Below are 21,605 nucleotides of genomic sequence, written 5' to 3'. Positions count from 1 at the left end.
GGTAAGGCTAACCGATGGTACAGGAGTGCATTCTCACCCTCGGTTTGTTAGGTTCACCTAAGTTCGCGCCCCGTTCGGGGTGCCGCAAGCAGCGGGAGGCTGGTCTACCGGTGAGCAACGGTGACGCTGTGCAGCAGGTCGCGGACCTCGGGTTCTGGCGTGATCGCCTCGCGTCGGCGCCGAAGGAACTGCCGCTGCCGGTCGACCGCCCGTACCCGGCCGAGCCCGTTCCGGCTCGGCTGCCCTGGTCGTCCCCGCCGGTCGACGAGTTGACGTTGCTCGCGGCGTTCACGGTGCTGCTGTCCCGGTACGCGGGCACCTCGGACGTGGTCGTCGGGATCGGCGCGCTGGTGCCGGTGCGGGTCGACCTGGGCGGTTCGCCCGGGTTCGCCGAGGTGGTCGAGCGTGTGCGCGCGGCGCGTGAAGCAGCGTTGGCGCACCGGGTTCCGTTCGGTGACCTCGTCGCCGAGCTGCAGCCCGAGCCCGGTCGTGGGGGATCGGTGCTCGTCAACGTCGGCTTCGGCGCCGAGACGGACCTGCCGCTCGACCTGAACCTGACCACCGGTGGTGTGCACTACCGCGCCGACGTCCTCGACGAGTCCACTGTGGACCGGATGCTCGGCCACCTCGAGCACCTCCTCGTCGCCGCGCTGGAACGTCCACAGTGGCCGGTCGCGCGACTCGACCTGGTGCCGGATCCGGAACTGCGCCGGATGCTCGACGAGTGGAACGACACCGACCTCGACACGCCGCTGGCGACGCTGCCGGAGCTGTTCGCCGCCCGCGTCCGCGAAGCGCCGGACTCGGTCGCGCTGGTCTTGGAGGACGTCGAGATCACCTACGCCGAACTCGACGCGCGGGCGAACCGGCTCGCGCACGTCCTCATTGGCCGTGGCGCCGGGCCGGAGCGGGTGATCGCGCTGGCCGTGCCGCGGTCGGTCGAGATGATCGTGGCGGAGCTGGCCGTGCTCAAGGCCGGCGCCGCCTACCTGCCGCTGGACCAGGACTACCCGGTCGACCGGATCACGTTCATGGTCGCCGACGCCGGCCCGGTGTGCGTGGTGACCACGAGCGAGCTGGCCGACCGCTTCGACGGCGACGTCCTCCTGCTCGACGAGACGTTCCTGGCCGACGCGCCGGCGACGGACCCGGGCGCGGCGATCGTCCCGGCCAACGCGGCCTACGTCATCTACACGTCCGGCTCCACCGGGCGCCCCAAGGGCGTCGTCGTGTCCCACGCGGGTGTCGCGAAGCTGGTCGCGACCCAGACCCAGCGGTTCGGGATCGGTCCGCGGAGCCGGGTGCTGCAGTTCGCGTCGCCGAGTTTCGACGTCGCCTTCTGGGACCTGTGCCTCGGGCTGCTGTCGGGCGGACGCCTGGTGGTCGTCCCGGCCGAGCGGCGCGTCCCCGGCCCGGAGCTGGCCGACTACGCGAACGCGCACGGCGTCGACTTCATGATCCTGCCGCCCGCGCTGCTCGCCGAGTTCCCCGAGGACTGCGACCTGCCGCGCGACAGCGTCCTGCTCGCCGGCACCGAGCGCGTTTCACCCGAGCTGGTCCGGCGGTGGGCGCCGGGCCGGCGGATGTTCAACGCCTACGGCCCGACCGAGGCCACGACCAACTCGACGCTCGGCCTCTGCGACCCGGAGATCACGCCGGGCTCGGCCGTCCCGATCGGCGTCCCGGACCCCGGCACCCGCGCGTACGTGCTCGACGCGTTCCTCGCGCCGGTCCCGGTCGGCGTCGTGGGGGAGCTGTACCTCGCCGGCTCCGGCCTGGCGCGTGGCTACCTCGGGCGGGCCGGGCTGACGTCGGAGCGGTTCGTGGCCGACCCGTTCGGCTCGGGTGGACGGCTCTACCGCACCGGTGACCTGGTGAAATGGCTCCCGGACGGCCGGCTCGTGTTCCTGGGCCGCGCCGACGACCAGGTCAAGATCCGTGGCTACCGCATCGAACTCGGCGAGATCGAATCCGTGCTGGCCGAGCATCCCCGCGTCGCCCAGTCCGTCGTCGTCGCGCAGGACGGACACCTGTACGCCTACGCCGTGCCGGTCCCGGACCGCGCGGCCGAGCAGGGCCACGTCGCCGAGTGGCACGACGTCCACGAGGAGATGCTCGCCGGCTCCACCGGCATCGAGGAGAACTTCGCCGGCTGGAACTCCAGCTACGACGGCTCCGACATCCCCCTCGACGAGATGCGCGAGTGGCACGCGGCGACCGTCGAGCGCATCCGCGCGCTGTGGCCGAAGCGGGTTCTCGAGATCGGCGTCGGCAGCGGGCTCATCCTCTCCCGGATCGCCCCGGACGCCGAAACCTACTGGGGCGTCGACCTTTCCGAGAGCGCCGTCGAGAACGTGCGGCGCGAGGTCGCCGCGATGCCGGAGCTGGCGGGCAAGGTCCACCTCGCCGCGCGGCCCGCGCACGACCTCGGCGAGCTGCCGGACGAGCCGTTCGACACCGTGATCGTCAACTCGGTCGCCCAGTACTTCCCGAGCGCCGACTACCTCGCCGAGGTCGTCCGGACCGCCGCCGGGCTCCTCGCCCCGGGTGGCACGATCTTCCTCGGCGACATCCGCAACCTCCGCTCCCTGCGCGCGTTCCGGACCGCTGTCGAGCTGCGCCACGACCGTGGTGACGTCGCCGCCGTCGACCAGGCGATCGCCCGCGAAGGCGAACTCGTCCTCGATCCCGACTTCTTCCCGGCCCTCGCCCGGAGCCTTGACGGCTTCGACGTCGACCTGTGGGTCAAGCGCGGCGACGCGCACAACGAGCTGACCCGGCACCGCTACGACGTCGTCCTGCGCAAGGCACCACGGCCGTCGCCCGCCGACGAGCAGGTCATCGCGTTCGGCGATCTCGCCGCGGTGGAAGGGTTCCTGTCCGCCGAGACGCCGGAGCGGCTGCGCGTCACCGGCGTGCCGGACGCGCGGTTGTCCGGCGAACTCGCTGCGGTTCGCGCGCTCGACGAAGGTGACCCGGCGGCGGTGTGGGCCCTGGACGTGCGTGACGGCGTCGACCCGGAGGACCTGCACCGGCTCGCCGACCGGGCCGGCTACTGCGTCGCGGTCACGCCTGCCGCGGCCGGGGAGCTGGAGGCCGTCTTCAGCCGGTCGGCGCCGGACGCGGCCTACCGCCCGGTGCGGAGCACGGGTGCCCCGGCGTCGTACGCCAACAACCCGGCCGCCCGGCGCGAGACCGGCGCGCTGGTCGCGTCGCTGCGGTCGCACGTGCGGGACCGGCTGCCGCAGTACATGGTGCCCACGGCGTTCGTCGTGCTCGACAAGCTGCCCGTGCTGGCCTCGGGCAAGCTCGACCGCAAGGCCCTCCCGGCGCCGGAGCGGTTCACCGCCGGGCCGGGCCGTGCGCCCCGCAACCCCGTCGAGCAGCTGCTGTGCGAGCTGTTCGCCGACGTCCTCGGCGTGCCGCGGGTCGGTCCGGACGACGACTTCTTCGCCCTCGGCGGGCATTCCCTGATGGCCACGCGGCTGATCCAGCGCATCCGCGCGGCCGTCGGCGCCGACATCCCGGTGCGCGCGGTCTTCGACGCGCCGACCGTGGCCGCCCTCGCGGACCTCCTGGCCGGTGCCGCGTCGGGCACCGAACGGCGTCCGCTCGAACGCTTCCAGGAACGGCCGGAGCGGCTCCCGCTGTCGTTCGCGCAGCAGCGGCTGTGGTTCCTGCACGGCCTCGAAGGCGGGTCGGCGACCTACAACGTCCCGCTTGTCATGCGGCTGTCCGGTGAGCTGGACGTCGAGGCGCTGCGGACCGCGTTGCACGACGTCCTCGGCCGCCACGAAGCGCTGCGGACGGTGTTCCCCGTCGCGGACGGCGTGGCCTACCAGCACGTTCTGCCCGACGGCGAGGTCGACCTGGTAGTGCGGACGGTCGCCGAGCCCGCGGTGGACTCCACTGTGGACGCTCTCGTGCGCGAGGTCTTCGACCTCGGCGCCGGGGTGCCCGTCCGCGCCGAGTTGCTGACGATCGACCCGCGCCGGCACGTCCTCGTGCTCGTCATCCACCACATCGCCGCCGACGGCTGGTCGTTGTCGCCGCTGTGGCGCGACATCGCCACGGCGTACGGCGCCCGCCGGCAGGGCGAAGATCCACAGTGGACGCCGCTGCCGGTCCAGTACGCCGACTACACCCTCTGGCAACGCGAACTCCTCGCCACCGAGGAGACCGCCCAGCTCGGCTACTGGCGCGCGACCCTGCGCGACCTGCCCGAGCGGATCAGCCTCCCGCTCGACCGGCCGCACCCGGCGGTGTCCGCCTACCGCGGCGGGTTCTTCACCTTCGCCTGGGACGCCGGCCTCCAGGCCGGGCTCGGCGACCTCGCGCGCGCGTGCGGCGCCAGCCCGTTCATGGTCGTTCACGCGGGCCTGACCGCGCTGCTGTCCCGGCTCGGCGGCGGCACCGACATCCCGATCGGCACGCCCATCGCCGGCCGGTCCGACCAGGCCCTCGACGACCTCGTCGGCTTCTTCGTCAACACCCTCGTCCTGCGCGTCGACACCGGCGGCGACCCGACGTTCCGCGACCTCGTCGCGCGCGTCCGGGAGCGCAGCCTCGACGCGTACGCCCACCAGGACGTCCCCTTCGAACGGCTCGTCGAAGCGCTGAACCCGGCACGGTCGCTGGCGCACCACCCGCTGTTCCAGACCATGCTGGCCTGGCAGAACACCCCCGGCTCCGGCGTCGAGCTGCCCGGGCTGACGGTGACCGAGCAGCCCGTCGGCACCGGCACCGCGAAGTTCGACCTCTGGTTCTCCCTGACCGAGCACGCCGACGGCATCACCGGCCAGGCCGAGTTCAACGCCGAGGTCTTCGACCGCTCCACTGTGGACGCGCTCCTGGCGCGTCTGGAAGTCCTGCTGCGCCAGGTGGTCTCGGCCCCGGACCGCCGCCTCGGCTCCCTCGACGTGCTCACCGAGGCCGAGCGTGACGGCCTGGATGCCGTCTGGTCCGGCGCCGTCGAGGACGTCCCCGCGGTCACCGTGCCCGAGTTGTTCGCCGCGCAGGTCGCGCGGACGCCGGACCACCCGGCCCTGGTCTTCGAGGACGACCGGCTCACCTACGCCGAGCTGGACGCCGCGTCGAACCGCCTCGCCCAGGCCCTCGTCGCGCGCGGTGCGGGACCCGAGAAGGTGGTCGCCCTCGCACTCCCGCGGTCGACGCACCTGGTCACGGCCATCCTCGCCGTGCTCAAGGCGGGCGCCGCCTACCTGCCGCTCGACCCCGGCTACCCGGCCGAGCGGATCGCCTTCATGCTCGAAGACGCCCAGCCGACCCTGGTGCTGGCCACGACGGAGACCGCTGTCCCCGGCGCGCTGCTGCTGGACGAGCCCGTGACGGCCGCCGGGTTCCCGGCCAAGGCGCCGGACGTGGTGCTCCGGCCGGAAAACCCGGCCTACGTCATCTACACCTCCGGCTCGACGGGCCGGCCCAAGGGTGTTGTCGTGCCGCACGCGGGCATCGTCAACCGCCTGCTGTGGATGCAGCACGAATACGGCCTGACCGGCGACGACCGGGTGCTGCAGAAGACGCCGTCCAGCTTCGACGTCTCGGTCTGGGAGTTCCTCTGGCCGCTGCTCACCGGCGCCACCGAGGTCGTGGCCCGGCCCGACGGCCACAAGGACCCGGCCTACCTCGCGCGGCTGATCCGCGAGCACGACGTCACGACCGTCCACTTCGTCCCGTCGATGCTGCAGGTGTTTCTCCAGGAGCCCACCGCGGCGGAGTGCACGAGCCTGCGCCGGGTCCTGTGCAGTGGTGAGGCGCTGCCGCCCGAGGCCGTCGCGCGGTTCGGGCAGGTGCTGGACGCCGAGCTGCACAACCTCTACGGCCCCACCGAAGCCTCGGTCGACGTCACGTCCTGGCACACCTCGCCCGGCGAAGCGACCGTCCCGATCGGACGTCCGGTGTGGAACACCCGCACGTACGTCCTCGACGCCGCGCTGCGACCGGTCCCGCCGGGTACGCCCGGTGAGCTGTACCTCGCCGGAGTCCAGCTCGCCCGCGGTTACCTCGGGCGGCCGGGGTTGAGCGCGGAGCGGTTCGTCGCCTCGCCGTTCGAGCCGGGGGAGCGGATGTACCGCACCGGTGACGTCGCCCGGTTCCGCGCCGACGGTGTCCTTGAGTTCCTCGGCCGCGGCGACGAGCAGATCAAGATCCGCGGCTTCCGCGTCGAACCGGGCGAGATCGCCGCGACGCTCGCCGCGCACGACGACGTCGCCCACGCCGTCGTCGTCGCCCGCGAGGACCGGCCGGGCGACGTCCGCCTGGTCGGGTACGTCGTGCCCGCCGAAACCCCCGCGTCGGCCACGGACGAGACCGAGCAGGTCGGCGAGTGGCGCGAGCTGTACGACTCGATGTACTCCGGCGCGACCGACGACTTCGAAGGCTGGAACTCCAGCTACACCGGCGAGCCGATCCCGCGGGACGAGATGCGGGAGTGGCGCGACGCCATCGTCACGCGGATCCGCGAGACGCGGCCGCGGCGCGTGCTGGAACTCGGCGTCGGCACCGGCCTGCTGCTCACCGAGCTGGCCCCGCACTGCGAGTCCTACTGGGGCACGGACTTCTCCGCCGAGGTCATCGCGTCCCTCGGTCACCGGGTCGCGGCCGACCCCGCGCTCGCGGACTACGTCGAGCTGCGCACCGGTGACGCCGCCGACGTCTCCGGCCTGCCTTCCGGCTACTTCGACACGATCGTGCTCAACTCGGTCGTCCAGTACTTCCCCAGCGGGACGTATCTCCTGGATGTTCTGGAGAAGGCCGTCAGCCTCCTCGCTCCGGGCGGGACCGTGTTCGTCGGCGACGTCCGCGACCTGCGGCAGGTCCGGGCGTTCCACACCGAGGTCGCCCGGCAGCGCGGGGGAGACGTCGAGCAGGCCTTGTTGCGGGAGAAGGAACTCCTTGTCGCACCGGAGTTCTTCGCCGGGCTGGAGGGCGTCACGGCGGACATCCGCGTCAAGCGTGGGCGTGGGGTCAACGAACTCACCCAGTTCCGCTACGACGTCGTCCTCCACACGTCACCCGTCGAAGCGCCGACGGTTGAGGTCCTGACCTGGGGCACCGATGTGTCCTCAGCGGACGAGGTCGTGCTCGATGGTGGTGTCCGGATCAACGGCGTGCCGAACGGGCGCACCATCGACGGCGTCAACCCGCAGGACTGGTACGACCTGGGTGACGCCCACGGCTACACCACGGCCGTCACCTGGTCGGCCGAAGGCGACGGCTCGGTCGACGTCGTGTTCACGACCGGCTCGGCCGCCGGTGCCTTCCGGCCCGGACCGGAACCGCTGCTGGCCTACACCGGCAACCCCGGCCGCTTCCGCCGGATCAGCACGCTGTCCGCCGACCTCCGCGCGCTGGCCGCCGAGAGCCTGCCGGAGCACATGGTGCCGTCGGCGATCGTCGTGCTCGACGCGCTCCCGGTGACGGCCAACGGCAAGCTCGACCGCCGCGCCCTGCCCTCACCCGACCCGGTCGCACCGACGTCCGACCGCGCGCCGCGCACGCCCGTCGAGCGACAGCTGTGTGAGCTGTTCGCCGACGTCCTCGGCCTGCCGCGCGTCGGCCCGGACGACAGCTTCTTCACCCTCGGCGGCCACTCGCTGCTGGCCACCCGGCTCATCGCGCGCATCCGCACGACCCTGAACGCCGAACTGGAAGTCCGGTCGGTGTTCGAGACGCCGACCGCCGCGGGCCTGGCCGAGCTGATCTCCGCCGGCAGCGGACCCGCCCGGCCACCGCTGGTCCCGGTGCAGCGGCCGGCCCTGGTGCCGCTGTCGGGTGCCCAGCAGCGGCTGTGGTTCCTGCACCACCTCGAAGGCCCGTCGGCCACCTACAACGTGCCGCTGATCATGCGCCTCGACGGCGACCTGGACGTCGACGCTCTGCGGGAGGCACTGTCCGACGTGGTCGAGCGCCACGAGGCGCTGCGGACCCGCTTCCCGCAGCATGACGGCGTGCCCTACCAGGACATCCTCCCGCCGTCCGCGGTCGACCTGCCGGTCCGTCAGGTCACCGACCTCGACAGCGCCCTGACCGGCCTCGTCCGGGGCTCGTTCGACCTCGAACAGCACGCGCCGATGCGCGCGGAACTGCTGCGCCTGGCCGAAGGCGAGCACGTGCTCGCGCTCGTGTTCCACCACATCGCCTCCGACGGCTGGTCGATGGCCCCCCTGTGGCGTGACCTCGCCACGGCCTACACCGCCCGCCGCGCCGGCGGGCGTCCCCAATGGACGCCGCTGCCGGTGCAGTACGCGGACTACACGCTGTGGCAACAGAACCTGCTCGGCCGCGAGGACGACCCGGACAGCGTCCTCACCGCCCAGCTCGACTACTGGCGCGAGGCCCTCGACGGCCTGCCCGACCGCATCGAGCTGCCCCTCGACCGGCCGCACCCGTCCACCGCGACCTTCCGCGGTGAACTGCACACCTTCACCTGGGACGCCGACCTCCACACCGGACTGTCCACTGTGGCCCGCGAGTGCGGCGCCAGCGTGTTCATGGTCGTGCACGCGGCCCTCGCCGCGTTGCTGACACGGCTGGGCGCGGGCCCGGACGTCCCGATCGGCTCACCCATCGCCGGGCGCACCGACCAGGCCCTCGACGACCTCGTGGGGTTCTTCGTCAACACGCTGGTGCTGCGCGTCGACACCGCGGGCGAGCCGACGTTCCGCGACCTGGTCGGCCGCGTCCGCGAGCGCAACCTCGACGCGTACGCTCACCAGGACGTCCCGTTCGAGCGCCTGGTCGAGATCCTCAACCCGGCGCGGTCGCTGTCGTACCACCCGCTGTTCCAGGTGATGATCGCCGGGCAGAACAACACCCGCGCCGAAGTCACCCTGCCCGGGCTGACCGTCACCGAGATCCCGGTGACCACCGGGACGTCGAAGTTCGACCTCTCGATTTCGCTGACCGAGCGCGAAGCCGGGATCGACGGCGTCCTGGAGTTCAACGCCGACGTCTTCGACCACCCGGGTGCCGACGCGATCCTGCGCCGTCTCGAAGTCCTCCTGCGCGCGGCCCTGGCCGAGCCCGACCGCGCGGTCGGCGCCCTGGACCTCCTCGAAGGTGACGAACGCGATCTGGTGCTGACCCGCTGGGCCGGGTCCCTTGAACCGGCGGGAACGGAGACGTTCCCCGGTCTCTTCGCCCAGCGTGTAGACGAGGCTCCGGACGCCGTGGCGCTCGTCTTCGAGGACGTCGAGCTGACCTACGCCGAACTCGACGCGCGAGCCAACCAGCTCGCCCACCTGCTGATCGAGCGCGGGGCCGGGCTCGAGAAGGTCGTCGCGCTGGCCGTGCCACGGTCGGTCGAGATGATCGTCGCCGAGCTGGCCGTGCTCAAGGCCGGCGCCGCCTACCTGCCGGTCGACGTCGACTACCCGGGCGACCGGATCGCGTTCATGGTCTCCGACGCCAAGCCGGTGTGCGTGGTGACCACGCGGGAGATCGACGGCAAGCTGCCCGCCGACGTGCCGCGCGTGCTCTTGGAAGACCTGCCCACGATGTCCACAGTGGACCCGGCCGTGCCGGTCAAGCCGGAGAACGCGGCGTACGTGATCTACACGTCCGGCTCGTCCGGCCGTCCCAAGGGCGTGGTGCTGCAGCACTCCGGCGTCGCGAAGCTCGTCGCGACCCAGAAGGAGCGGTTCGGGATCGGGCCGCACAGCCGCGTCCTGCAGTTCGCGTCGCCGAGCTTCGACGTCGCGTTCTGGGACCTCTGCCTCGGCCTGCTCTCCGGCGGCCGGCTGATCGTGGTCCCGGCCGAGCGCCGGGTCGCCGGGCCCGCGCTGACCGAATACGCCCACGAGCACGGCGCGGACTTCATGATCCTCCCGCCCGCGCTGCTCGACGCGATGCCGGCGGACTGCGACCTGCCGCGTGACAGCGTCCTGCTCGCGGGCACCGAGCGCGTGTCGCCGGAGCTGATCCGGCGCTGGGCGCCGGGACGGCGGATGTTCAACGCCTACGGCCCGACGGAGGCGACCACGAACTCGACGCTCGGCGAGAGCGACCCGGTCGAACTCGCCGACGCGACCGTCGTGCCCATCGGCATCCCCGACCCCGGGACCCGCGCGTACGTCCTCGACGCCGGACTGCGGCCGGTCCCGCCGGGCGTGGTGGGGGAGCTGTACCTCGCCGGCTCCGGCCTGGCCCGTGGCTACCTCGGGCGGGCCGGGCTGACGTCGGAGCGGTTCGTCGCCGACCCGTTCGGGTCCGGCGGACGGCTCTACCGCACCGGTGACCTGGTGAAATGGCTGCCGGACGGCCGTCTCGTCTTCCTGGGCCGGGCCGACGACCAGGTCAAGATCCGCGGCTACCGCATCGAACCGGGCGAGATCGAAGCCGTCATCACCGAGCACCCGGCCGTCGCGCAGTCCGTCGTGCTCGCCCAGGACGGGCGGCTCATCGCCTACGCCGTCCCGGCCGCGAGCCGCGACGAAGAAGCGGAGCTGGACCACGTCGGCGAGTGGCGTGAACTGCACGAGAACGTCTTCGACGACGCCGCGTCCGGTGGTTTCGAGGAGAACTTCACGGGGTGGAACTCCAGCTACGACGGCTCGGAGATCCCCCTCGGCGAGATGCGCGAGTGGCACGCGGCGACGATCGAGCGCATCCAGGCGCTGCGGCCGAAGCGGGTCCTCGAGATCGGCGTCGGGTCCGGGCTCATCCTGTCCCGGATCGCGCCGGACGCCGAGGCGTACTGGGGCGTCGACCTGTCCGAGAAGGCGATCGCCAACCTGCGCCGCGAGCTGGCCGGACGCCCCGACCTGGCGGGCAAGGTGCACGTCGCGGCCCGGCCCGCGCACGACCTCGGCGAGCTGCCGGACGAGCCGTTCGACACCGTGATCGTCAACTCCGTCGCGCAGTACTTCCCGAGCGTCGACTACCTCGCCGAGGTCATCCGGACCGCCGCCGCGCGCGTCCGGCCCGGCGGCGTGCTCTTCCTCGGCGACATCCGGAACCTGCGCTCGCTGCGGGCGTTCCGCACGGCGACCGAGCTGCGGCACGGCCGCCGGAGTGCCGCCGCGGTCGACCAGGCCGTCGCTCGTGACGGCGAACTCGTCCTCGACCCCGACTTCTTCACCGCGGTGGCCCGCGAGCTGGCCGGCTTCGACGACGTCGACCTGTGGTTCAAGCGCGGCCACGCGCACAACGAGCTGACCCGGCACCGCTACGACGTCGTCCTGCGGAAGGCGCCGAAGCCGGCTCCGGTCGACGAGCAGGTCGTCACGTTCGAGTCCGTCGCCGAGCTGGAGCGGCTGCTGGCCGAGCACCCCGCGCGGCTGCGCGTCACCGGCGTGCCGAACGCGCGCCTGTCCGGCGAACTGGCTGCCGTCGCCGCGCTGGCCGCAGGCGACGCGGACGCGGCGTTGTCCGCTTTGGACGGTGAGCCGTCCGGAGTGGACCCCGAGACGTTGCAGGAACTGGGCTCGCGCCTGGGCTACCGGGTGTACTCGACGGTCACGGCGCAGGAGGGCGCGCTGGAGGTCGTGTTCACCACCGGCGACCCGGTCCGGATCCACCGCGCCCGCTCGGTGCGGGCCGCGCTCGGCACCCTGGGCAACCACCCGGCGGGCCGGCGCGACACGAGTGCGCTGGTGACGGCGTTGCGGGCGCACGTCCGCGACCGGCTGCCGCAGTACATGGTGCCCTCGGCGTTCGTCGTGCTGGACCGGCTGCCGCTGCTCGCCTCCGGCAAGCTCGACCGCCGTGCCCTGCCGAGCCCGGACAAGCAGGAAGCCACGACCGGACGCGCCCCGCGCACCCCGGCCGAAGAAGTCCTCTGCGGCCTCTTCGCCGAAGTCCTCGACGCTGCGTCGATCGGCGTCGACGACGACTTCTTCGCCCTCGGCGGCCATTCGCTGATGGCGACGCGCCTGGTCGCGCGGCTGCGCGCGGTGTTCGGCGTCGAGCTGCAGGTGCGGTCGGTGTTCGAGACGCCGACCGTGGCCGGGCTCGCCGCGCTGCTGTCCACACTGGACTCGTCGGTCGCCCGGCCCGCCCTCGTGCGCGCCGACCCGCGGCCCGACGCGTTGCCGCTGTCGTTCGCCCAGCAGCGGCTGTGGTTCCTGCACCGGCTGGAAGGCCCGTCGGCGACGTACAACATGCCGACCGCGGTCCGCCTCACCGGCGACCTCGACGTCACCGCACTGCGGGCCGCGCTGTCCGACGTCGTCGAGCGGCACGAAGCCCTGCGGACCGTCTTCCCGGAGATCGACGGCGAAGCCCGCCAGCTGATCCTCGACGACGTCGAGATCCCGCTGCACACCCGCGACGTCACCGAGGCGACGCTCGCCGACGCGGTGTCCGACGTGGCCCGCACGGTGTTCGAGCTGGAGTCGGAAGTCCCGTTGCGCGCGGAGCTGCTGCGCCTGGGCGCCCGTGAACACGTCCTGGCGCTGGTGTTCCACCACATCGCCTCGGACGGCTGGTCGACCGCGCCGCTGTGGCGCGACCTCGCCACGGCCTACACCGCCCGCCGCGCCGGCGAACGTCCCGAGCAGACGCCGTTGCCGGTGCAGTACGCGGACTACACGCTGTGGCAGCGCGACGTCCTCGGCGAGCAGGTCATCGAACCGCAGCTGGCCTACTGGCGCGAGACCCTCGCGGACCTGCCGGAACGCATCGAGCTGCCGACCGACCGGCCGCACCCGGCGGAAACGTCCTACCAGGGCGAACAGTTCTCGTTCGGCTGGGACGCCGACCTCCACGGTGGACTCGTCGAGCTCGCCCGTTCGTGCGGCGCCAGCGTGTTCATGGTCGTGCACGCCGGCCTCACCGCCGTCCTGACCCGGCTCGGCGCGGGCACCGACGTCCCGATCGGCACGTCCATCGCCGGGCGCACCGACCAGGCCCTCGACGACCTCGTCGGGTTCTTCGTCAACACCCTGGTCCTGCGCGTCGGCACCGACGGCGACCCGTCGTTTCGCGATCTGGTCGCCCGGGTGCGCGACCGCAGCTTGGACGCGTACGCGCACCAGGACGTCCCGTTCGAACGCCTGGTGGAGGCGCTCAACCCGGTCCGTTCGCTGGCGTACGCGCCGCTGTTCCAGACGATGCTGGCCTGGCAGAACAACGCCGTCGCCGACCTCGGCCTGCCGGGCCTGACCGTCGAGGAGGAGCCGGTCCGCACCGGCACCGCTCGCGCCGACCTGACGCTCTTCGTCGGCGAGCGGCCCGGCAACCGGACCGGCATCCGCGGCACCGCCGAGTACAACAGCGACGTCTTCGACCGCGCGAGCGTCGAAGCGATCCTGGGGCGGCTCCGCGCGTTGCTGTGCGCGGCCGTCGCCGACCCGGACACCCGGATCGGCGCGGTCGACCTCCTCACCGACGCCGAGCACGAGCAGCTCGCTGCCGATCCCGCGACTCCGCTGCCCGCGGAGACGGTCGCGGAGCTGTTCGCCGCGCAGGTGGCTCGCACCCCGGACGCCACGGCGCTGGTGTTCGGCCCGGACCGCTTGACGTACGCGGAACTGGACGGTCGGGCGACGACGCTGGCTCGCGCGCTCCTCGCTCGGGGCGCGGGCCCGGAGAAGGTGGTCGCGGTGGCGCTGCCGCGGTCGGTCGAGCTGGTGACCGCGCTCGTCGCGGTGCTCAAGACCGGTGCCGCCTACCTCCCGCTGGACCTGAACCACCCGGCCGAACGCGTCGACCTGATGCTCACCGACGCCGCGCCGCACCTGGTCGTCGCGCACGAAAGCTTCGGCGATCGCCTGGTGCGGCCCGACGAGACTGCGGCGGAACCGGCCGCGTGGCCGGAGATCAGCCCGGAGAACCCGGCGTACGTGATCTTCACGTCCGGCTCGACCGGCCGGCCGAAGGCGGTCGCGGGCACCCAGCTGGCGCTGGCCAACCGGCTGCACTGGGGCCGGGATCTCGCTCCGGGCGTGCGCGTGGCCAAGAGCGCGTTGACGTTCATCGACGGATCGACCGAGCTGCTCGGCGGGCTCGTCGCGGGCGACCCGGTGGTCCTCGCCGACGACGCGACGGCCACCGACCCGCACGCCCTCGCCGACCTGGTGCGCAGCAGCGGCGCCCAGGTGCTGACCGTCGTGCCCAGCCTGCTCGACACCTTCGTGGAAGACGTGGAAGACACCGCAGTCGACTCGGTGACGACGTGGATCACCAGTGGTGAGCCGCTTTCCGCGGCGCTGGCCGAGAAGGTGGCCCGGCGGTGGCCGTCGGCGAAGCTGGTGAACCTGTACGGCTGCTCGGAAGTCGCGGGGGACAGCCTGGCGCAGGTCTGCGGGCCCGTGGCGATCGGACGGCCCGTCGCGAACACCCGCGCGTACGTCCTCGACGCCGCGCTGCGCCCGGTGCCGCCGGGCGTGCGGGGCGAGCTGTACCTGGCCGGGGCCGGGCTCGCCCGGGGCTACCTCGGCCGGCCGGCGCTCACCGCCGAGCGGTTCGTGGCTTCGCCGTTCGAGCCGGGGGAGCGGATGTACCGCACCGGCGACCTGGTCCGGCGCCGTCCGGACGGCGCGCTGGAGTTCCTCGGCCGCGCCGACCAGCAGATCAAGATCCGCGGCTTCCGCGTCGAACCGGGTGAGGTCGAAGCCGTGCTGACGGCCGACCCGTCGGTCGCTCGCGCGGTCGTGATCGCGCGTGAGAACCGGTTGATCGCCTATGTCGCACCGGCCGGTGACCCGGCCGCGCTGCGCGCATCGTTGACCGCGCGGCTGCCGGAGTACCTGGTGCCGTCGGCGATCGTCGTGCTGCCGGAGCTGCCCGTGAACGCCAACGGCAAGCTCGACCGTGCCGCGCTGCCCGACCCCGAGGTCCGGACCTCGGGCCGGGTCGCGCGGACCCCGGCCGAGCAGGCGCTGGGCGATCTCTTCGCCGACGTCCTCGGCGTCCCGGCCGTCGGCCCGGACGACGGGTTCTTCACCCTCGGCGGCCACTCCCTGCTGGCGACACGGCTGGTCAGCCGGATCCGTGCGCTGCTGGGCGTCGAGGTCCCGATCCGGGCGGTGTTCGACGCGCCGACCCCGGCCCGCCTGGCTCAGCTCCTCGACCCCGGCCGGCAGAGCCGTCCCGCGCTGATCCCGGCGGACCGGCCCGAGGTGCTGCCGCTGTCGTTCGCCCAGCAGCGTCTGTGGTTCCTCGACCGCCTGGACGGCCTGTCCGCGACGTACAACATCCCGTGGGCGTGGGAGCTGACCGGTCCGGTCGACGCCGACGCGCTGCGGGCGGCCCTCGGCGACGTCGTCGCCCGGCATGAAGTCCTCCGGACGATCCTGGTCGAGGACCACGGCACGCCCAGCCAGGTCGTCCTCGCCGTCGGCGACGACCGCGCTCGGCCGGTGCTGGTCACGGAAACGGCAGGCGACCTCGACGAACGCGTCGTCGCGGCGGCGTCGTACTGCTTCACCCTCGACGCCGAGATCCCGGTGCGGGCCACGCTCGTTTCCGCCGGCCCGGAGCGGCACGTGTTCGTGCTGCTGGTGCACCACATCGCGGGCGACGGCTGGTCACTCCCGCCGCTGAAGCGCGACCTCGACACCGCCTACGCCGCCCGCCGGCGCGGTGAGCGTCCACAGTGGACGCCGTTGCCGGTGCAGTACGCCGACTACACGCTGTGGCAGCGGGAGATGTTCGGCCGCGCCGACGACCCGGACAGCCTGCTCGGCCGGCAAGCGGCGTTCTGGCGCGACACCCTTGCCGGCATCCCGGACGAGCTGGCCCTCCCGGCGGACCGGCCCCGCCCGGCGCGCTCGACCAACCGCGGCGCGGCGGTGCCGTTCACCGTGTCCGGCGAGGTGCACCGCGGCCTGCGCGACCTCGCCCGCGGCAGCGACACCAGCACGTTCATGGTCCTGCAGGCGGCGCTGGCCGCGTTGCTGACCCGGCTCGGCGCGGGCACCGACATCCCGCTCGGCACCCCGGTGGCCGGCCGGATGGACCACGCCCTGGAGGACCTGGCCGGGTTCTTCGTCAACACGCTCGTGCTGCGCACGGACACCGAGGGCGACCCGACGTTCCGCGAGCTGCTCGCCCGGGTCCGCGAGGCCGACCTGGCCGCGTACGCCCACCAGGACCTGCCGTTCGAGCACCTCGTCGAGCTGCTCAACCCGGCCCGGTCCCTGGCCCGGCACCCGCTGTTCCAGGTCATGCTCGCGGTCTACCATTCGGGTTCCGAGCCGGAAAAGCTGCTCGGGCTCGACGCGGCCTACCGCGACACCGGGCTGCGACAGGCGAAGTTCGACCTGTCCTTCGACCTGGTCGAGACGCCCGACGGCATCGAGGGTGACCTCGAGTTCAGCCTCGACCTGTTCGACGAGCCGACCGCCCGGACGCTCACCGAGCGCCTGGTGCGGCTGATGAGCGCCGTCGTCGCCGACCCGGACCGGCCGCTGAGCCGCATCGACGTCCTGGAACCGCTTGAGCGGCAACGGATCCTCGGCGAGTGGGGCACCGGCGCGCCGGTGACCACGGCGGCGCCGACGGTCGTCGACCGGCTGGCCGCGCAGGTGGCGGCGACCCCGGACGCGACCGCGCTGAGCGACGCGCGGTCGAGCAGCACCTTCGCGGAGTTCGCCGCGCGGACCGACCGGCTGGCTCGCTGGCTGACGGCGCACGGCGCCGGGCCCGAGCGGGTGGTGGCCCTGGTGCTGCCGCGCTCGGCGGCGGTCGTCGAGGCGATCTTCGGCGTGTTCAAGTCGGGCGCGGCGTACCTGCCGGTGGACCCGGACCAGCCGGCGGACCGGATCGCGGCAGTCCTCGCCGACTCGGGTGCGGCGCTGGTCCTGACCAGCCGTGCGCTGGCCGCGCCGGTGCCGGGGGCGTTGTTCGTCGAGGACTTGCTTGAGGACACTGTGGACAGTGCGGCTCAGCTGATCCCGCCGGCACCGGCGAACCCGGCGTACGTGCTCTACACCTCCGGCTCGACCGGCAAGCCCAAGGGCGTCGTCATCCCGCACTCCGGGCTGGTGAACCTGTTCCACAGCCACCGCGAGACGCTCTACCGCCCGGCGGTCGCCGCGGCGGGCGGACGGCGGTTGCGGGTCGGGCACGCGTGGGCGTTCTTCTTCGACGCGTCCTGGCAGCCGCAGCTGTGGATGCTGGACGGCCACGAGGTGCACGTCGTCGACGACGACACCCGCCGCGACCCGGACCGGCTCGCCGCAGTGGTGCGCGAGCGCGGGCTCGACTTCCTCGAGCTGACGCCGTCGCACTTCGCGCAGCTCGCGGCGGCCGGGGTGGTCGAGGACGGTTCGTGCGCCCTGGGCGTCGTCGGCGTCGGTGGTGAAGCCGTTTCCCAGTCGCTGTGGGAGGAGCTGCGGTCGTTCCCGGGCACCGAGGCCTACAACCTGTACGGCCCGACGGAAGCCACCGTGGACGCCCTGGTCGGCCGGGTCGCGGACAGCGAGCGGCCGGTGGTCGGCCGTCCGGTGCACAACGCCCGGGCCTACGTCCTCGACGGCGGGCTCACCCCGGTCCCGGCCGGCGTGCCCGGCGAGCTGTACCTGGCCGGCGCCGGGCTCGCCCGCGGCTACCACGACCGGCCCGCGCTCACCGCGGACCGGTTCGTCGCGGACCCGTTCGGGCCACCGGGGGAGCGGATGTACCGCACCGGCGACCTGGTGCGCTGGCGCCCGGACGGCCAGCTCGAGTACCTCGGCCGCACCGACGACCAGGTGAAGGTCCGAGGCTTCCGGATCGAGCCGGGCGAGATCGAGACGGCGCTGACCCGGCACGACGACGTCGACCAGGCCCTGGTCATCGTCCGCGAGGACCGGGAGAAGCAGCTGGTCGCCTACACCACCCCGGGCCACGCCGATCCGGCGCGGCTGCGGGAGTTCGTGGCCCGCTCGCTACCGGCGTACATGGTGCCCGCGGCGATCGTGCCGCTCGACGCGTTTCCGGTGACCGCCAACGGGAAGCTCGACAAGGCCGCACTGCCGGCGCCGGCGTTCGAGCAGCGCGGCCGGGCTCCCGAGACACCGTTGGAGAAGACCCTCTGCGAGGTGTTCGCGGAGGTCCTGGACGTCGGCACGGTCGGTGCCGACGACGACCTGTTCGCCCTCGGCGGCCATTCGATGCTGCTGGTGGTCCTGCGCAACCGGATCACCGAACGGACCGGGACCGAGCTCCCGATCGCCGAGTTCTTCCGCACCCCCACCGTGGCCGGGCTAGCCGCCCTGCTGACCGAAACACGAGGAAACCGATGCACCGCACCCTGATGAACGCCAAGATCCACCGCGCCACGGTGACCCAGGCCGACCTGCACTACGTCGGCTCCCTGACCATCGACGCGGACCTGATGGCCGCCGCGGACATCGTCGAAGGCGAGCAGGTCCAGATCGTCGACATCACCAACGGCGCCCGCCTGGAGACCTACGCGATCACCGGCGAGCCCGGCACCGGCGTGATCGGGATCAACGGCGCGGCCGCGCACCTGGTGCACCCGGGTGACCTGGTCATCATCATCACCTACGCCCAGGTCCACGAGACCGAGCGCGCCGGGCACCGGCCGCGGGTGGTGCACGTCGACGCCGGCAACCGGCAGGTCCACCTGGGACACGACCCGGCCGAGCCGGTCCCTGGCGCGGAAGCCCAGCTGTCCGGTCGGAAGTGACACAGGTGGGCGTGGACACAGGTAGGCCACGGCGGTTGCGTTAGACAGGCTCGCCTAAATAAGGTGTGCCTACCCTAAAGGTTTGGCGAGAGGTTCTCATGTCGGTGTTTCAAGGCGGTGCCGGTCTTACCCGGCGTGGATTCCTGATCGGGACCGGCGGTCTCGCCGCGGCCGCGGCGCTCACCGCCTGCGGCAGCGGTGACGACAAGCCGGCGGCCGCCGCCTCCGGGCCGTGGGAGTTCACCGACGACCGCAACCAGAAGGCGGCGCGCGACCAGCGCCCGTCGCGCGTCGTGGCCTACGCCAGCTCGGCCGCCGCGCTCTGGGACTACGGCGTCCGCCCGATCGGCGTCTTCGGCCCGCAGAAGACGGCCGACGGCGCCAAGGAGATCCAGGCCGGCAACATCGACCTGAACGCCGTCACCTCGATCGGCAACGCGTGGGACGACTTCAGCATGGAGAAGTTCGCCGCGCTGAAGCCGGACCTGGTCGTCACCGGCCTCACCGGTACCAAGCCGACCGACCTGTGGGTGCTGAAGGACGACCTCGGCCCCAAGGTCCAGGCGATCGCGCCGATCGTCGCGCTGTCGGAGTACAAGGTCACGCTGCCGAAGGTGATCGAACGCTACGAGCAGCTCGCCGTGGCCCTCGGCGGCGACGCGAACTCCGACGCGATCAAGAAGGGCAAGGACGACTTCCAGAAGGCGTCCGACGACCTGAAGGCCGCGATCAAGTCGAAGCCCGGCCTGAAGGTGCTCGTGGTGTCCAGCGACAAGGACAACCTGTACGTCTGCAAGCCGGAGTTCTTCGCCGACCTCGCGTACTACCGCGACCTGGGCCTGGACATCATCAACGGCGCCGGCGCGGACGACTACTTCGAGACGCTCAGCTGGGAGCAGGCCGGCAAGTACCCGGCCGACCTGATCCTCAGCGACAGCCGCACCTTCGCCCTGTCCCGCCAGCAGCTGGCGGCGATCCCGACGTGGGCGCAGCTGCCCGCGGTCAAGGCGAGCCAGCTCGCCGACTGGTCGACCGAGCCGCGGTTCAACCCGGTGCTCGCGGCCCCGGTCATCCAGAAGCTGGCCGAAGTCGTGAAGGGCGCCCGCACCGACATCACCGCCTGAGGAGGCGCACCGTGACCAACCCGTTCGAAGACCCCGAAGGCACGTACCTGGTCCTCGTCAACGCCGAGAACCAGCACAGCCTGTGGCCCGAGTCCGTCGACGTCCCGGCCGGCTGGAACGTCACTTTCGGCCCGGCCGCCCGCCAAGCGTGCCTGGACCACGTGGAAGCGAACTGGACGGACATGCGCCCGAAGTCCCTGGCCGACGCCATGGACAACTGACCCTTCTCCAGCACAACACGCCGGGAGCCACGAGGCTCCCGGCGTGTCGTCTTTCCGTCAGCGCAGCACGCGGTAGGTCAGGTGCGTGACGGAGCCCGCCGCGCGCACCTCCACCTGCTCGAGGTTCAGCGGCGGGACGCCGTCGAACAGCCGGGTGCCGGCGCCGAGCGTGAACGGCGCGATGTGGATCCGCAGCTCGTCGATCAGGCCCGCGGCGAGGTACTGGTTGACGGTGGTCGCGCCACCGTGGATGGAGATGCCCCCGTCCCCGGCCGCTTCGCGGGCGCGCTCGAACGCGGCGTCGATGCCGTCGGTGACGAAGTGGAACGTGGTCCCGCCCGCCATCGGCTGCGGATCGCGCGGGTGGTGGGTGAGCACGAAGACCGGGCCGTGGTACGGCGGGTCGTCACCCCACCAGCCCGGCCACGGCCGGTCCCACTCGCCGCGCACCGGGCCGAACATGTTGCGCCCCATGATGAACGCCTTCGCCGTCAGCATCCTGGCGAACTCGGCCGGGTGCGCTTCGGGGCCTTCGGAGTACCAGGCGTGCAGCTTGTCGCCCCAGCCGTCGCCGCCGTCGTCGCCGAACGGGCGCTCCTCCGTCTGGTTGAGCCCGGCCGCGAACCCGTCGACCGAGATCGTGAGGTCGCACGTCACCTTGCCGTCCGCTGTGGTCATCGCTCTCTCTTCCGTTGCGTGACCACCAGCATGGGAGAGCGGACGCATGACGTCCAATGCCAGAATCGCGCCGGACCCATTGATATCCTTGATGGATGCTCAACCTGGTCCACCTCAAGGTCCTGGCCGCGGTGGCCCGGCACGGGTCGGTCACCGAAGCCGCACGGGAGCTGCACTATTCGCAGCCGTCGGTGAGCCACCACCTGGCCCGGCTGGAGGTGACCACCGGCGTCAAGCTCGTCCAGCGGGTCGGGCGGGGAATCCGGCTGACGCCGGAAGGGCGGCTGCTGGCCGACCGGGCCGCCGAGATCGTCGGGCGGGTCGACGCGGCGACCACCGAGCTGGCCGCCCAGGCCGGGCTGCAGGCCGGAAAGGTCCGGTTGGCCGCCAACGCCTCCGCGCTCGGCACCATCGTGCCGGCGGCGGCCTGCTTGCTGGCCCGGGCCCACCCGGGAGTCGAGCTGTGCCTGTTCGACCGGCACCCGGTCGAAGCGCGGCAACTGCTGAGGCACGGCGAGATCGACGTCGCCCTCGTCTTCGGCCACGGCGATGTTCCGGTGCCGGAGGAGGGGTTCCGGCTCCGGCACCTCGGTGACGACGCGATCCACCTCGTCAGCCGCCACCCCGGCGACAGTCTCGCGAACCACCGCGACTCCGCCTGGATCGGCGGGTGTGACCAGTGCCGAGCCGAGCTGGACGCCGTGTGCCGCCGGGCGGACTTCACCCCGCGGATCGGCTCGTTCAGCGACGACATGGTCGTCGTGCAGTCCCTGGTCGCCGCCGGGATCGGGGTCGCCATCCTGCCCGGCCTCGCGCTACGGGCGCACCGCCGGGCGGACGTCCACACGACCGAGCTCACCGGGTTCCGCCGCCGGATCCACGCCGCGACCTACGGCGACCCGCCCGACCCGCCGGCGATCGCCGCGGTCCTGGACGCGCTGACCGAAGCCGCCGTGACAACCGCCTGACAAGCGCCTGACGGGC

The 21,605-nt window shown here is 72.6% G+C and carries 6 protein-coding genes; 5 read left to right on the top strand and 1 reads right to left on the bottom strand.

Annotated features, from left to right (window positions below):
- Window positions 1-110 precede the first annotated feature (110 nt).
- From MUY22_RS38090 to MUY22_RS38075, 4 genes are all read left to right on the top strand, one after another.
- On the top strand, window positions 111-18,203 hold the full coding sequence (locus MUY22_RS38090) for a non-ribosomal peptide synthetase (RefSeq protein ID WP_247052021.1): 18,093 nt from the start codon (window positions 111-113) through the stop codon (window positions 18,201-18,203).
- On the top strand, window positions 18,188-18,598 hold the full coding sequence (panD, locus tag MUY22_RS38085; RefSeq protein WP_247052020.1) for an aspartate 1-decarboxylase: 411 nt from the start codon (window positions 18,188-18,190) through the stop codon (window positions 18,596-18,598). The genes MUY22_RS38090 and panD overlap by 16 nt, the downstream gene beginning before the upstream one ends.
- Window positions 18,599-18,891: 293 nt before the next feature.
- The gene (locus tag MUY22_RS38080) at window positions 18,892-19,722 is read left to right on the top strand and encodes an ABC transporter substrate-binding protein (RefSeq protein WP_247052019.1); all 831 of its coding nucleotides are present in this window, start codon (window positions 18,892-18,894) and stop codon (window positions 19,720-19,722) included.
- Between the two features lie 11 nt (window positions 19,723-19,733).
- A complete protein-coding gene (locus MUY22_RS38075; protein WP_247052018.1) occupies window positions 19,734-19,943 on the top strand; it encodes an MbtH family protein in 210 nt (69 codons plus the stop codon).
- A gap of 57 nt (window positions 19,944-20,000) precedes the next feature.
- Here MUY22_RS38075 and MUY22_RS38070 read toward each other — a convergent pair whose 3' ends face one another.
- On the bottom strand, window positions 20,001-20,621 hold the full coding sequence (locus tag MUY22_RS38070; protein ID WP_247052017.1) for a dihydrofolate reductase family protein: 621 nt from the start codon (window positions 20,619-20,621) through the stop codon (window positions 20,001-20,003).
- Between the two features lie 95 nt (window positions 20,622-20,716).
- Here MUY22_RS38070 and MUY22_RS38065 point away from each other — a divergent pair, with 95 nt between their 5' ends.
- Window positions 20,717-21,589 carry a LysR family transcriptional regulator gene (locus MUY22_RS38065; protein ID WP_247052016.1) on the top strand — a complete coding sequence of 291 codons (873 nt, stop codon included), beginning with the start codon at window positions 20,717-20,719 and terminating at the stop codon, window positions 21,587-21,589.
- Window positions 21,590-21,605 lie beyond the last annotated feature (16 nt).

Source organism: Amycolatopsis sp. WQ 127309, assembly GCF_023023025.1.
In the GTDB taxonomy this organism is placed as follows: domain Bacteria; phylum Actinomycetota; class Actinomycetes; order Mycobacteriales; family Pseudonocardiaceae; genus Amycolatopsis.
This window is presented reverse-complemented; position numbering and strand designations above follow the sequence as displayed.

Bases quoted from the DNA above. Each gene is read 5' to 3' on its own strand.
- panD (WP_247052020.1), top strand. From the start codon at position 18,188: ATGCACCGCACCCTGATGAACGCCAAGATCCACCGCGCCACGGTGACC.
- MUY22_RS38070 (WP_247052017.1), bottom strand. From the start codon at position 20,621: ATGACCACAGCGGACGGCAAGGTGACGTGCGACCTCACGATCTCGGTC.
- MUY22_RS38065 (WP_247052016.1), top strand. From the start codon at position 20,717: ATGCTCAACCTGGTCCACCTCAAGGTCCTGGCCGCGGTGGCCCGGCAC.